Origin of the sequence: Chryseobacterium urinae, from assembly GCF_030518295.1 — a bacterium.
In the GTDB taxonomy this organism is placed as follows: domain Bacteria; phylum Bacteroidota; class Bacteroidia; order Flavobacteriales; family Weeksellaceae; genus Chryseobacterium; species Chryseobacterium mucoviscidosis.
Genome location: NZ_JAULSJ010000007.1, coordinates 24,785 through 39,072, shown reverse-complemented (window position 1 = coordinate 39,072; position 14,288 = coordinate 24,785). Strand labels below are relative to the sequence as shown.

The 14,288-nt window shown below is 36.1% G+C and carries 10 protein-coding genes and 1 tRNA gene; 6 read left to right on the top strand and 5 right to left on the bottom strand.

Going from position 1 to position 14,288, the window contains the following annotated elements; all coding sequences use genetic code 11:
* Positions 1-6: 6 nt before the first annotated feature.
* Positions 7-3,618 carry a response regulator gene (locus tag QWT87_RS05880; protein WP_302714706.1) on the bottom strand — a complete coding sequence of 1,204 codons (3,612 nt, stop codon included), beginning with the start codon at positions 3,616-3,618 and terminating at the stop codon, positions 7-9.
* 6 nt (positions 3,619-3,624) lie between these two features.
* On the bottom strand, positions 3,625-5,097 hold the full coding sequence (locus tag QWT87_RS05875; RefSeq protein WP_302714704.1) for a hybrid sensor histidine kinase/response regulator: 1,473 nt from the start codon (positions 5,095-5,097) through the stop codon (positions 3,625-3,627).
* Positions 5,098-5,671: 574 nt separating this feature from the next.
* Here QWT87_RS05875 and QWT87_RS05870 point away from each other — a divergent pair.
* Positions 5,672-6,103, top strand: coding sequence for a hypothetical protein (locus tag QWT87_RS05870; RefSeq protein ID WP_302714702.1), 432 nt, complete (start codon positions 5,672-5,674; stop codon positions 6,101-6,103).
* A gap of 98 nt (positions 6,104-6,201) precedes the next feature.
* Here the strand turns inward: QWT87_RS05870 and QWT87_RS05865 are convergent, their stop codons facing one another.
* Entirely contained in the window at positions 6,202-7,074 is an 873-nt protein-coding gene (locus QWT87_RS05865) for an AraC family transcriptional regulator (RefSeq protein WP_302714700.1), read from the bottom strand.
* Between the two features lie 160 nt (positions 7,075-7,234).
* Here QWT87_RS05865 and QWT87_RS05860 point away from each other — a divergent pair, with 160 nt between their 5' ends.
* Together QWT87_RS05860 and QWT87_RS05855 are read left to right on the top strand one after the other, a co-directional pair.
* Positions 7,235-7,831, top strand: coding sequence for a hypothetical protein (locus QWT87_RS05860; protein WP_302714697.1), 597 nt, complete (start codon positions 7,235-7,237; stop codon positions 7,829-7,831).
* Positions 7,832-8,071: 240 nt separating this feature from the next.
* Positions 8,072-8,156: transfer RNA gene (locus QWT87_RS05855), tRNA-Ser, on the top strand.
* Between the two features lie 39 nt (positions 8,157-8,195).
* On the opposite strand, the gene QWT87_RS05850 is transcribed toward QWT87_RS05855, so the two are convergent.
* Both QWT87_RS05850 and QWT87_RS05845 read right to left on the bottom strand, forming a co-directional pair.
* Entirely contained in the window at positions 8,196-9,194 is a 999-nt protein-coding gene (locus QWT87_RS05850) for an SDR family oxidoreductase (RefSeq protein ID WP_302714695.1), read from the bottom strand.
* 385 nt (positions 9,195-9,579) lie between these two features.
* Positions 9,580-9,795: a hypothetical protein gene (locus QWT87_RS05845; RefSeq protein WP_076390494.1), complete on the bottom strand. Its 216-nt coding sequence runs from the start codon at positions 9,793-9,795 to the stop codon at positions 9,580-9,582.
* 257 nt (positions 9,796-10,052) lie between these two features.
* On the opposite strand from QWT87_RS05845, the gene QWT87_RS05840 reads away from it, so the two are divergent.
* The 3 genes from QWT87_RS05840 (at position 10,053) to QWT87_RS05830 (ending at position 14,287) form a co-directional block, all read left to right on the top strand.
* On the top strand, positions 10,053-11,474 hold the full coding sequence (locus QWT87_RS05840; protein WP_302714690.1) for a sugar MFS transporter: 1,422 nt from the start codon (positions 10,053-10,055) through the stop codon (positions 11,472-11,474).
* A 317-nt stretch (positions 11,475-11,791) separates the two neighbouring features.
* Positions 11,792-13,144: a sigma-54-dependent transcriptional regulator gene (locus QWT87_RS05835; protein ID WP_185205643.1), complete on the top strand. Its 1,353-nt coding sequence runs from the start codon at positions 11,792-11,794 to the stop codon at positions 13,142-13,144.
* A gap of 3 nt (positions 13,145-13,147) precedes the next feature.
* Positions 13,148-14,287: an FIST signal transduction protein gene (locus tag QWT87_RS05830; protein ID WP_302714686.1), complete on the top strand. Its 1,140-nt coding sequence runs from the start codon at positions 13,148-13,150 to the stop codon at positions 14,285-14,287.
* Position 14,288 lies beyond the last annotated feature (1 nt).

Genomic DNA, 14,288 nt, shown 5'->3' with positions numbered 1-14,288 from the left:
AGCTGTTTAACTTTCATATAACCAAACACGAAGTAAGGATAGTAACTGATCGATATCCACCGGTTTGGAGATATAATCTGACGCTCCTGCCGTGATGCACTTTTCACGCTCTCCGATCATGGATTTTGCGGTAATGGCAATAATCGGCAGTCTCTTGAACTTAGGCATTTTTCTGATTTCCTTGATCGCCTCATAACCGTCGAGTTCAGGCATCATCATATCCATCAGGATCACATCCACATCAGGATTTTCTTTAATCTGCTGTATCGCATGGTTTCCGTCCATTGCAACAACAACTTCTACTTTGTATTTTTCAAGCGCTTTGGTAAGGGAAAAAATATTTCGGACATCATCATCGGTAATGAGTATTTTTTTACCGCTTAAAACTTCCGTAAGTGATCCCATTGTTTTGCTTCTTACATTTTCAATGGAATTATTTTTCTCTTCCACCAGATGCAGGAACAATCCCACTTCATCCAAAATTCTCTGGTAAGAGTGTGCTGTTTTTACAACGATGGAGTCTGCATACTGCTTTATTTTCAGTTCTTCGGATTTGGATAGATTTCTTTCGGTAAAGATGATGATCGGAAGATTCTCCAGTCCTTCATAACTTTTTATGGATTCTATAATTTCGTATTCGTTTCCTCTTGAAGCTCCGATGTCCAGAATGACACAGTCTACATGATTTGCCGTTAAAGCTTTCACACTGTCTTCTACATTATTTTCTACTGACAACGAAATATTGAAGTTGCTGAGGAAATAAGACAATGCACTTGCGTGTTTTGCGTTTTCTTCTACAATTAATACTTTCTGCGGACCTTTTTTAAGGGCTTCTTCAATCTTTCTGAAAACATCGGTCATCTGATCGAGTGCAACAGGTTTGCTAATGAAATCAATCGCCCCTTTCATGAGGCTTTCATTCTTTACATGAAGCGCAGACATCATGTGTACCGGAATGTGTTTTGTTTCGGGATTGGATTTTAAATCGTCCATTACCTGCCATCCGTCTTTTACAGGAAGCTGAACATCCAGCAGAATTGCCTGCGGACGATATTCCAATGCTGCAGACAGACCACGGTCTCCTCTTACTTCAATCACAGCTTTATAGTTCTGCAAATGAGCATATTTCAGCAATGCTTTGGCAAAATTGGTATCATCTTCAATAATGAGAATGGTTTTATCGCCTTCCTGAATGGTATTTCTGTCGTCGTCTACATTTTCAGGAATCTGAAGGGTATTTACCCTTTCTTTTTCTTCCGTTTGTTTTTCATCAAGAATATTCTGAATTTCTTCAACATCTTCACGGATGATTTCTACGAGATTCTGATCTTTTTCAACCTGAGGAGCTTCAGTAATTGCCTTTACAGGAATGCTTAAACTGAATTCGCTTCCTTCGTCTACTTTACTTTTCAGGGTAAGCTCTCCGCCTAATAATCTTGCAATTTCACGGCTGATAGACAATCCGAGACCTGTTCCTCCGAATTTTCTTCTTGTGGAACCGTCTGCCTGCTGAAAGGCTTCAAAAATAATTTTCTGTTTGTCTTCTGCAATCCCGATTCCGGTATCTTTTACGGAAAATATAATAAAATCTGCTTTTTTAGGATCTTTTTTAATGTTTAAATCGATGCTTCCTTTTGTGGTAAATTTCAACGCATTCGATAATAGGTTTCTCAGAACCTGATCTACTCTTAAACGGTCGGTTTCAATATTTTTCTCAAGAGATTCATCGATATTGATGTTAAACTGAAGATTTTTCTCCTGAAATACAGGATTGAAAAGATCTTTTAAGTCTTTTACCACATCATTGATAACAACATCCTGATATTCCAGAGTCATTTTTCCGGATTCAATTTTAGCGAGATCCAGAATTTCATCAATTAGGGTTAATAAACTGCTTCCTGAGCTTTGTATTACTTTAGCTGATTCTATCTGATCTTCGTTAAGATTTTCATCCGGATTTTCCGCCATCAGTCTTGAAAGAAGAAGGATTGAATTCAGCGGTGTACGCAATTCGTGGGACATATTTGCGAGGAATTCCGACTTGTATTTTGTACTTAAAGCCAGTTCTTCCACTTTTTTCTGGATTTCTGTGTTGCGCTCTGCAATCAAATGATTTTTTTCTTCCAACAGTCTTGAACGTTCTTCCAGCTCTGCATTTGCCTGCATCAGTTCTTCCTGCTGAACTTTCAGCTCTTCTTCTGAAGCCTGAAGTTTCTGGGTCTGAGCTTCCAGTTCGGTATTCAGATTTTCCAGCTCAGAATGCTGAACCTGCAATTCTTCCGACTGTGCCTGTGTTTCTTCAAGCAACTGCTGTTCTTTTTCACGGCCTTTTGCCGCGCTTAAAGCAATTCCTATATTTCTGCTGCACTCTACGAAATAATCGACTCTGTCTTTTTCAAAGTTGGTAGTTGAACCTAATTCCAGAACTCCGATAATGAAACCGTCTGCAAAAATAGGGATCAGCATAATCCCGTAAATCTGGATGGTGCTGCTTGCAAAGGTTACCACAAAATCATCTTCATGAAGATTATTGTACACCTGAGTTTTTTCGCTGATGAAAGTCTGACCTATCATTCCTTCTCCCGGTTCGAAAACTTTTTTCATGTTGTTTTCCAGTCCGAAAGCGATGTTCAGTTTAAGTAAACCTTCATCATACAGATAAATTGATCCGTTGATGCAGTTTCCATATTCAATAAGCTGATGAAGAGATGCTTTGGCAACGTCTTTTACCGATTTGTTTCCTACGAGAGATTCATTAAGAATGGCAAGACCTTTCTGTCTCCAGTCACTTTTATTAATAGTATCAAAAGACAATTTCAAAGATTCCGTCATGTTATTTAAAGAATCTACCAAGTCGCCGAGATCATCTTCAGCCGTATCTACGACTCTCTGGTTATAATCTCCGTTGGCAATTCTGTTGGCAATCTGCTTGATTGCGATTACTCTTCTGGACATTTCCTCATCTTTTGCTTTCAGCATTTTTTCAAGTTTGTCTCTTCGGATAAGATCTGCTCTTAGTTTTACATAGAAAAATGCGGTAACGATGATGGCGGCAATGGAAGAAAATATAATGAAGAAAACGGTTGTGCGTGAAGATTTATTAAGATCTTTGGTTTTTACAGCAAGCTGATTTTCTTCGTATTCGGAGAAATCTTTTACAATCTGTCTGCATCGATCCATATACTGCTTACTGTCTTCCATCTGTTCCTGCGTCATTACGATACCTCTTCTGCGGTTTTCCACAAAGAGTTTCATATTGGCAAGATTGGTCTCTACATTTTTTTCCAGAAGATCCAGAAGTCTTTTCTGGTTTGGATCTGTAATCTCCAGGCTTCTTGCATATTCAAATGTCTTTGAATATTCTGAAATGCTTCTTTTAAAAGGTTCCAGAAAAACTTCCTGACCGGTAAGCTGATATCCTCTGTTTCCGGTTTCCGCATCAAGAACCGCAACCAGAATATCTTTTACCGCCGTTACAACGCGTCTGCTTTTTCCAACGCTTTCACGGTGGTTCATCTGGTTCTGAATGCTGAAGTAAGAAGCCAGTGAACTTGCAATCAGGATGAGGATGGAAAATCCTATCCCGAACTGAAGATTTCTTATAATTTTTTTCGGCATGGAAAATTAATTTAAAGGTAAAGTGAAATAAAATGTAGATCCCTCATCTACTTTGCTGGAAACGCCTATATTTCCGTGGTGCTGCTTTATGATTTCGGAACAGATAAAGAGACCGATCCCCATTCCCTGAAACTGAAGTGAAGATTCTTCCACACGGTAAAATTTATTGAAAACAGCTTCCTGCTTGAAATCCGGAATTCCTATTCCGAAGTCTGTAACACTTACTCTTACTTCCTGCTCTTCTTCGTCTACAAAAGTGGTTACAATCACCTGATTGTTTTGAGGTGAATATTTTATGGCATTGGTTAAAAAGTTAATGAGAACCTGCTCAATACGGATTGCGTCCAGCGGAATAAGAATATCAGGTTTAGTTCCGTCGCGTTTAATTTTTACTCTGCTTTCGTGTGTCTGTACGATTGTATCGATCGCGTTGCTGATCACGTTTTCAAGATTTACAGGTTTTTTAGTGATTTTCAGTTTTCCGTTTTCAATTTTGGAAACGTCAAGAAGATCTGTAATTAAAGTGTTCAGTTTTTCGATCTGATCCTGTACTTTGGTCAGAAAGCCGGCTTCTGCGCTTTCTTTATCAAGCTTCAGTTTTCTTTCCAGTAACTGTACGTAAGCTTTAATACTCGTTAAAGGAGTTTTGAGTTCGTGGCTTGCAATACTCAGGAATTCATCCTTTTCTTTCTCTACTTTTTTCTGATCGTCTATATCTGTAAATGTTCCTACCCAGTTTTTAATTGTATCTTCCTCGTATACGGGAGTTACACGTAAGAGATGGTATCGGAAATTGCCGGATTCAATATTTTTTATCCTGATTTCAAGTTCCAGAGATTTTCCTTTTTTCCTGCATCGCTGAAATTCTTCCTGAATATTTTCATCATCGGGATGGGTTTCTGGAAAATTTTTCTCAGAGTGCGAATAATCGTACCATTTGCCATTTACAAAATCTACAATTCCGTCTTCATTAAGGGTAAAAGCAATCTGCGGAAGAGATTCGAGCATTAGGTGAAAATGGTCGATCTGCGACTTCATGGTTACCTGAGATTCTCTTCTTCCTTTTACTTCGAGCTCCAGACTTTGCTGCGTTTTTTTCATTGCAATATTCTGTTCCTGCAGGTTGTAGAAAGTTTTCACTTTCAGCATCAGAATTTCCGGATCCACCGGTTTTGTTACATAATCTTTACCTCCCGAAGCGTAGCCGCGTGTGATAAATCTTTTCTCGGTATTTACAGCCGAAAGGAAAATAATAGGTACTTCCTTTGTTTTGCTGTATCCTGCTAAAGTTTCCGCCACTTCAAAGCCATCCATATCCGGCATTTGAACATCCAAAATAATCAGTGCGTAATCATTTTTTAATGCCTTCATCAGCGCTTCTTCACCAGACTCTGCAGTGTCTACCTGAAAACTTTTGGATTCGAGTAGTTTTTTGAGTGAATAGAGATTACTTTGGTTGTCATCAACAATTAAGATCATATAAACTTAAAATCAATAATTAATTATATTTACTTCAGCTTCAAAAATACTCACAATATTTCGAAAAACAGGAATTTTTTACCTATTATCAAAACACATACCACAATAGCAGAAAAAAATTTTATGATCTAAAATTTTTTACAAAAAATTTTTGAAAATTTTTCTTTCTTCAATTCAGCGATTTAAGAGTAAAATTTTAACCACATACCACATTTTTAGTTAAAATTTTAATTTATAAAAATTATTCACGGCACAGTGTTTGAATACAAGATAGTAACACTTTTTCACTTAAATATATTTTTCAAAATTAACCCACGTTTTATTGCGTGGGTTTGTTTTATTGTTCTTATATTTGCATCGAATTTCTCATGTTTAATTTGAGTTTTCATGGTTATTAGTTTTTATCCCCGCCGAAAGTCGGGGATTTTTTTTATGTATTTTATTCAAGATATTTCACTTTTTTAAATCGCTTATTTTCTGAATATTATTCTTAAAAGTGATTATTTTGTTAAAAAAAATAAAGATGATGGCACAACTTGTGATATAGACTACGCACACACTTAAAATCATAGATATGTCGATACAAATACAAGTTGCCCGATGCACACAATGCAAAGGCTATACTTCCGCTGCCCCGCTTGAACAGAAATATAATAACCATCCTGATATTATTGATCATTATTTTTATCACGGAGAACCTGCATTTACGCTAGATCTGAAAACTTTTGAAAAGTTCAGAAATTTAGAAAACACTGCGATAGAGATTGTTGAGCTTCATGATCATGAAAAAAACGATCATCAACATTGTAAGTGCGTGAAAAAACCTGTTCAAAAAGCATTATCTGCTCAAAAAGAAGTTTTCAGTATGCCAAAAAATCCTTTTGCAGCAGAAAAAAGCGAAATGGATAACGAGATTTATTTTAAGGATCTGTATTATACTTACAATAATTTTCACGGTGTAAGTTCTTCTCAACAGTATGGAAATTCCGGCAGAAAATTCCGCTAAAATAATTTTAATCTCTTCATATTTAAAGAAGTATTTAAGACAGTAAGTTAAAGGCTTATGTTCTTAAGTACTTCTTTTGTTTTTATAGAGATTCAGCATCATTCAATTAAAAAATTAAATTCTTTTCTGTATTGTGACGGACTTTTCTGAATGTATTCTTTGAAAGTCTTATTGAAATAACTGAAATTGTTAAAGCCGGATTCAAAACAGACTTCCGTAATGCTTAAGGGTTGTTCTGCAAGAAGCTTTAAGGAATGGGTAATTCTGTACTCGTTGACAAACTGTGTGAAGGTTTTATTGGTGATTTTTTTAAAGTAGCGGCAAAAAGAAGGCACTCGCATATTGGCAAGATCTGCAACCTGCTCTAAAGTGATCTGTTCTCTAAAATGATCTTTCACATAATTAAAAATAAGATTGATTCTTTCATTATCCTCCACCTGAGTCTGAAGGTAATATTTTCCGGCATTCAGAATTCTGTAATCTGATGTTGAAGCCAAAGCATCCAGAATCTCCAGAAATTTCACCAGTTTTTCTAAAGATGAAGATTCGTGCATTGCTACAATTTTCTGTCCTATCTGTTTTTTGATGTTTTCCGAAAAAACAATTCCTGCTTTTGATTTTTCCAGCAGAGCAGAAATTTTCTGCATTTCAGGAAGTTCAAAGAAATTTTCTCCCAAAAAATCAGGCTTGAACTGAATTACCATCTCGTAATCGTTATTGGTATTTTCATTCGTCATTCCGCAGTGCGGCAGATTACTTCCCATAAGCACAAGATCTCCGTCGGAAAAGTAAGAAATATTACTTCCGATCTGTCTTTTTCCGGAACCTCCACAAACGAAAATCAGTTCAATTTCAGGGTGATAATGCCATACATGAGACTTTATATTTTCGTTGCGAAGAAATTTAAGACTTGTAAAACTGCTTCCTATATTAGGTTTTACAGCTTCAAAGGCGGGATGCGAATGTTTCATAAGCAATAATAAAATTCATATACAAAATTAACAAATATTAGATCAATAAACACATTTAAAGTTAAAATAATACACAAATATGAAAATCATGTGGTAGTACAATCTTGAAAGAGCAGCTAAATTTGCAATATAAATAACTGATAATAAAAATCTTATCAATATGAAAAAAGTATTTCAATCCGTTTTTACAGCAGCTTTTTTATTTGTTTCTGCAAATGTAATGGCTAAAGACAAAGATTTTTCTCTTTCTTTCGCATCGTCTACTTCTAAAACGATACGTTTTGAAGTGAACAACGCAAAAAATATTTCGTTGGTTATTTACAATGATTCTTATGGCGAACTTTATTCCGAAAGGCTTGAAAATGAAGATTCAGTGATAAAGACTTATAATCTGGAGGATTTAACAGAGGGAACTTATTACCTTATTGCAGAATCTGAGCAAAAGATTGAAAAATATAAGATAAAGATTAGCGATGATAACAAGGCTGAAATTGAAAAAATTCCTTTTGCCGTCATCACCAAACCGGAATTCAGCGTATCAGATCATATTGTTAAACTTCATATTGGAAATCTGAAGAACAAGGTAAGAGTTTCCGTGGCAGATTATGCTGGGACTACTTATTATTCTTCTACAAAAGAAGCAGAAAATGGTGAATTGGATATGACTTTTGATCTTGATCCTAATACCGCCGATCACTATATCATCAGTATTGAGGAAAACGGCAATACCTTCAACAGAACAATCGCTTTGAGATAAGAGATTCTATACATTCCCGTATTTATATCGGAATTAAAATTTTACGTACAATTAGTTTATTAAGGCAGCTTTTCTTTTTTAAATCACGGAGAAATGGCTGCCTTAATTTTTTTTAAAATTATCTTCCTGATACAAAGCCGTTTTTGAATTTTACACCAAAAACCTTAAAAATTATTTTGCAGAAAATAAAAATAGTTCTATATTTGCACCACTGAAAACAACGATATAATCGGAGTTTCTGGAGAGTTGGCAGAGTGGTCGATTGCGGCAGTCTTGAAAACTGTTGACTGTAACAGGTCCGGGGGTTCGAATCCCTCACTCTCCGCAAAAAAATCCTTCAAATTCAATTTGAAGGATTTTTTATTTAACTGTTTTCTGAAGAATTGGATTTCAATTTTAGGAACATATAAGCCAGACCTAATCCCAAACCTGCTAAAACTGCAATTTTTGTTTTTCTTGATGGAACAGGAAGCATCGTCTCGCCATAAATTCGGTGAGGCTCTGAGGAAGGCTCTAGAATATTTCCGGAATCGGATGGGGCATTTTTCACTTTCATCATCAGTCTCATGACTGCTGAAGCGGTATTAATAACAGGTTTTGGAAATAACCCGTAAACGTTTTTCAGGAATGCTGAAGTAAAATCCGGAAATAAATCTTTTTTTGGATGTTTTGCCAATTCCACCATTTTAGCAGCTGTATCTCGCGGGTCTGCAGCAAAAGGAGGAACTTTAAAATCCAGCCCTGAATATTTTGCAGAGTGCATATTTCCTGTAGAACGCTGAATCTGTGGATAAAGATTACAGATATGGATCTGCGGAAAATCTGAAATTTCTCCATGAAGACACTCCATCATTCCCCTGATTCCGAATTTTGTGGAAGAGTAAACCGCACTGTAAGGAGCCGGCATAAATCCGCCTATAGAAACGTTATTGATTAAAATTCCTTCATTCTGTTTTTTAAAGACCGGCAAAACACTGTAAGCTCCATGCATATATCCGAAAAGATTGGTTTTAATCACCTGTTCATTTACATCCATCGGAATTTCTTCAAATTTCCCACTGGACATTACTCCTGCATTATTTACCCAAATATCTATTCTGCCGTTAAACTGCAATGCTTTATTAGCTAAATTCTGAACGTCACCCGCAATAGAAACATCTGTAGGAACAGCCATGGCGGAAACACCCAAATCCCTGCATAAAGCTACCGTTTCGTCCAAAGCTTCTTTGCCTCTTGCCGCAACTACAATATTACATCCCTCCAAAGCAAATGCTTCCGCAGTAGCTCTTCCTACTCCACTGCTTCCTCCGGTAATTACTACGGTTTTTCCTCTGATACTTTTTTGTTCATTATTAGAATTCATTTTGTGATGGTGTTGGTTAATTACCACTAATCAACCTATTATTATGCCATAGCGAGTATAAATATCATTTAAATTTTTCTGTATTTATCTAATTCCGAGATAAAAAATTAGATGCAGGATGATTTAAAATTTCTATACTATAAATTTTCGTTAATATTCTTAATTAATCTTAAATACTGGCTTTTTACTACTTTCTTGGCACAATTTTTTAATACTAATAATTACTCATGTTTAATTTGAGTTTTCATGGTTATTAGTTTTTATCCTCAGATTCTCTCTGAGGATTTTTTGTGTTTCTATTTTCGGAACTTTCAGATAAAAACAATAAAAAAACAGACCTTTACAGATCTGTTCATTAATAAATAATATGTCTCTTTAAATATGTTTACATAGCATAAGCTCCTTTGTTCTGAAAAACATTAATGACTTCTGTTTTGTTGTTAATGGTATTGTATATAACCTCAACAGTAAAATAAGAAACTTCATAAAGTACATATTTTACTGTATCCATAGTTCTTTCGCTCATGATACGTCCTTCATTCATCACGAAACTGCACTGTGCCTGATTTGGCAAATTTTTAAAATCGTAGTAAGATATCATAGCTTTGTCTTTTAAGAGTTTCAAATAGAGATACACAATTTCTTTGCCAATTTTCTTCAATAAAGTTAAATTTTTAAAATTTAAATAAAAATACACCAATACAGTGATTATATTCACAATAAATACTATTCAATCTTTGATGGTCATAAATAATCATCATATTAAAAATTCTTTGCTTAAACGGTTAAATTTATTGTCTCGAAATGATAATTTATTGAATAAACCTGCTATCTTTAAACTTTAATATATATGAATTTATGATAAATAATGCTAAAACAAGCAACAGAAACTACACTGTTCCGTTGATTACCATTACACTATTGTTTTTTATGTGGGGATTCATCACCTGTATGAACGACATTCTGATCCCTTATCTGAAACAGCTTTTTAAGCTTACTTTCTTTGAATCCATGCTCGTACAGTTCTGCTTTTTCGGAGCTTACTTCATCGGTTCACTGATTTATTTTCTTATCTCCACCACAAAAGGAGATCCTATTGACAAAGTGGGTTACAAAAAAGGAATCATTTTCGGGATTTTTCTTGCCGCTTTAGGATGTGTACTTTTCTACCCTGCTGCAAGTTTTTCTTCCTACGGATTATTTTTGGGAGCCTTATTTATTTTAGGGTTAGGATTTACCGTTTTACAGATTACGGCAAATGCTTACGTTTCGCTTTTGGGTCCAGAAGAATCCGCATCCAGCCGTCTGAACATGACGCAGGCGTTCAATGCCTTCGGGACAACAATCGCTCCGGTTTTAGGCGGACATTTAATTTTTGAATTGTTTTCCGCTCCGGACGGATCTTTCAGTGCAGCTGCAACTAAAATTCCTTATCTCATTTTTGCAGCAATTCTGCTTTTGGTAGCTTTGCTTATTTCAAGAGTTAAACTTCCGGACTTTCAGGTAAAAGGAGAAGAAATTGTAAAAGGATTCGGAGCTTTGCAGCACAACCATCTGAAATTTGGAGTTCTTACCATGTTCTGTTACGTAGGAGGCGAAGTTGCAGTGGGAAGTTTCATCATTAGTTTTCTGGAGCAGCCACAGGTGATGAATCTTTCTGAAGTGGTAAGCAAAAATTATCTTTCCCTATATTGGGGAGGCGCGATGATCGGAAGATTTTTAGGCGCAATTTCCCTGAATAAGTCAATCAGTCAGGCAAAAAAAGCTTTATATATGTTGGGAGCGGCTATCGCTGTATTTTTGGTTATTTTCAGCATTGTAGATCTTAGTTTTTCTCAGATCAGCTTCTTTTTAGTTTTTATTGCCTTAAATTTTATCGCGTTTTTTATCGGAAAATCGGCTCCGGCAAGAACCTTATCTATATTTGCGGGAGTTAATGTCCTGTTATTGATTTCTGCAATGTTTAATCATGGCGAACTTGCAATGTACAGCATTCTGGGAATAGGAATCTTTAACTCAATCATGTTCTCAAATATCTACACTCTCGCTATTTCAGGATTGGGAAAATACACAAGTCAGGGTTCTTCTCTGGTGGTTATGGCAATTCTGGGAGGCGCTATTGTTCCTGTTTTTCAGGGATATTTAGCCGATATTTTCGGGGTTCAGCATTCTTTCATCATTCCTGTATTCTGTTATATTGTCATCCTGATCTTCGGAGCTTATTGTACGAAGTATTTGAGTCACGTAAAGCAGGAGGAAGACACAAAAGCCGGACATTAAATTTTCAGTTTTAAAATAAAGAAACCTGCTTTTACAGCAGGTTTTTTTTATAAATGATCACTTTTCACAATAAACAAGCCACAAAGACAATGCATAAATAATATTCAATCCTTGTTATTAATCAGAAATTTAAAATTTATCAAGCATTCATAATCTATTAAATACTATCCCATAAAATACATAACCCCAAACAAACCAGCACAAAACAATCAAAAAAAACCCATCAATAAAGCATTATAAATTATATATCAATTAAAATATTTCATTATGTAAAGAAAAAATTTTACTTTTAATCAGAATTTTTAACAGATATTATAATGGTCAGAATTTTCCTTGTGGATGATGATCCCTTCATCGGAGAAATGCTTAAATATCATCTTCAGCTTAATCCTGATTATGAAGTTTTTCTTTACAGTTCTGGCAAGCAATGCCTTTCTGAACTTTACCGGAATCCTGATATCATTTGTATCGATTTCGGCTTGCCCGACATTCAGGGAGACGATCTTTTTAAACAGATCAAAACACTCTATCCGGATCTGCCGATCATTGTAATCAGCGGTCAGGAAAACATTTCCGTTGCCATTGATTTTCTGAAGCAGGGCGCAAAAGATTACATCGTAAAAAACGAACACACCAAAGAACTTCTGTGGAACTCCATTATCCGTCTGAGAGAAAACATCTCGCTAAAACAGGAAGTTGAAGAACTGAAAGATGAACTCGAAAAAAAATACAGTTTTGAGAAAACAATCATCGGACAGAGCGATTCCATCAAAAGCATATTCTCAAAAATCAATAAAGCTCTGAAATCCAACATCAACGTCTCTGTAACCGGCGAAACAGGAACTGGGAAAGAAGTAGTTGCAAGAGCAATACATTATCATTCTTCCAGAAAAAATAAGCCTTTTATTGCCGTAAACATGGCAGCAATCCCTAAAGATCTGGTGGAAAGTGAATTTTTTGGTCATGAAAAAGGAGCATTTACAGGAGCAACAGATAAATCGGTCGGGAAATTTGAACAGGCAAACGGAGGAACTATTTTTCTGGATGAGATCGCAGAACTGGATCTCAACCTTCAAAGCAAGCTTCTCCGCGCGCTGCAGGAAAGAGAAATTACAAGAGTCGGCGGAACCCAGAAAATAAAGCTGGACGTAAGACTCATTATTGCGACCCACAAAAATCTGGCAAATGAAGTAAAAAAAGGAAACTTCAGAGAAGATCTCTATTACAGGGTTATCGGTCTTCCTATAGAATTACCTCCGCTCAGAGAAAGAGATCAGGACACTTTAATTCTTGCCAAACATTTTATAGATCTTTTTGCCAAAGAAAACAAAATAAAACCTCTGGTTTTGGCTTCCGATGCGCGAAAAAAACTCATGAAATACAGCTTTCCGGGAAATATACGAGAGCTGAAATCCGTTATCGATCTTGCCTGCGTAATGGCAGAAAGCAACGAAATAACTGCGGATGACATTAGCTTTTACAGCCTTGAAAAAGAATCTGAAAATTTTCTTTCTGAGCAAAAAACGCTTAAACAATACACGACAGATATTATCCTTCACTTCCTGAAAGAGAACAATAATGACGTCATTAAAACAGCTAAAATATTAGACATCGGAAAATCTACCGTCTATAATCTTATCAACAGTACAGACCTTAAAAAAACTAAATAATACATGAAAGTCGCTAAACTACTTTTTGCTGACGGGATATGGAAATCTGAAAGAAACAATGAAAATCTGGACTATAATAAAGCTCAGCTTGTTTTAGGATATGGCAGCCGGAATATCCTTGAAAACTCTGATTTTTTTGAGGTAATTAAAACAAAATTCCCCAACGCGGAAATTGCCCTGTCTTCATCATCAGGAGAAATTTTCTGCAATGAAGTTTTTGATGAAACCGTAACAGTTACCGCCATTGAATTCTCTTCTTCCTATATAAAAACGCAGCAGATTGATATTAATGATTTTCAGAACAGCTATGAAGCTGGAAAAGCACTTTTTAAAAATCTTTGTCACGAAAATCTCAGGTGGGTATTTGTACTTTCGGACGGAAGTAAAGTAAATGGAAGTCAACTGGTAAAAGGACTCAATGAAGGACGTCCCGAAGGAGTTTTAATTTCCGGCGGATTGGCAGGAGACGGAGATCGTTTTGAGAAAACAGTTGTAGGGCTTAACGAAACGCCTGTCTGCAATAAAATCGTTGCCATCGGTTTTTATGGTGAAAAACTGGAACTCGCTCATGCCTCATTCGGAGGATGGGAAAGTTTCGGACTGGAAAGAACCGTTACCAAATCCCAGAATAATATTCTCGTAGAAATAGACAATAAAAATGCTTTAGATCTTTACAAAAGTTATCTGGGAAAATACGCAGAAGAACTTCCCAGTTCTGCCCTGCTCTTTCCGCTATCCTTAAAAATTGATGAAGATTCTGCTCCCGTAGTAAGAACCATTCTCTCAATTAATGAAAAAAACAACATGATGATCTTTGCGGGAGATCTGCCGGAAGGAAGCCATGTAAGATTTATGAAAGCTAACCTGGACCGCCTTATAGATGCGGCAAATGATGCAGCAAATGCCTGCCTTGAAATGAGCCCCGATCCTAAACTGGGAATTATTGTGAGCTGTGTAGGAAGAAAAATGGTTCTAGGAGAAAGAGTTGCCGAAGAAGTAGAAATCGTAAGAGATATTTTTGGCAAAAAAGCACTTATCAACGGTTTTTATTCCTACGGAGAAATTTCGCCCGCCAAATCTTTTGGAGATTGCGCACTGCATAACCAAACCATTACCATTACCACTGTAAATGAAACCGAATAAC

Excerpts from the sequence above, each read along its gene's own strand:
- QWT87_RS05875 (WP_302714704.1), bottom strand. The coding sequence starts at position 5,097 with ATGATCTTAATTGTTGATGACAACCAAAGTAATCTCTATTCACTCAAA.
- QWT87_RS05850 (WP_302714695.1), bottom strand. The coding sequence starts at position 9,194 with ATGAATTCTAATAATGAACAAAAAAGTATCAGAGGAAAAACCGTAGTA.
- QWT87_RS05845 (WP_076390494.1), bottom strand. The coding sequence starts at position 9,795 with ATGATATCTTACTACGATTTTAAAAATTTGCCAAATCAGGCACAGTGC.
- QWT87_RS05835 (WP_185205643.1), top strand. The coding sequence starts at position 11,792 with ATGGTCAGAATTTTCCTTGTGGATGATGATCCCTTCATCGGAGAAATG.
- QWT87_RS05830 (WP_302714686.1), top strand. The coding sequence starts at position 13,148 with ATGAAAGTCGCTAAACTACTTTTTGCTGACGGGATATGGAAATCTGAA.
- QWT87_RS05865 (WP_302714700.1), bottom strand. The coding sequence starts at position 7,074 with ATGAAACATTCGCATCCCGCCTTTGAAGCTGTAAAACCTAATATAGGA.
- QWT87_RS05860 (WP_302714697.1), top strand. The coding sequence starts at position 7,235 with ATGAAAAAAGTATTTCAATCCGTTTTTACAGCAGCTTTTTTATTTGTT.
- QWT87_RS05880 (WP_302714706.1), bottom strand. The coding sequence starts at position 3,618 with ATGCCGAAAAAAATTATAAGAAATCTTCAGTTCGGGATAGGATTTTCC.
- QWT87_RS05870 (WP_302714702.1), top strand. The coding sequence starts at position 5,672 with ATGTCGATACAAATACAAGTTGCCCGATGCACACAATGCAAAGGCTAT.
- QWT87_RS05840 (WP_302714690.1), top strand. The coding sequence starts at position 10,053 with ATGATAAATAATGCTAAAACAAGCAACAGAAACTACACTGTTCCGTTG.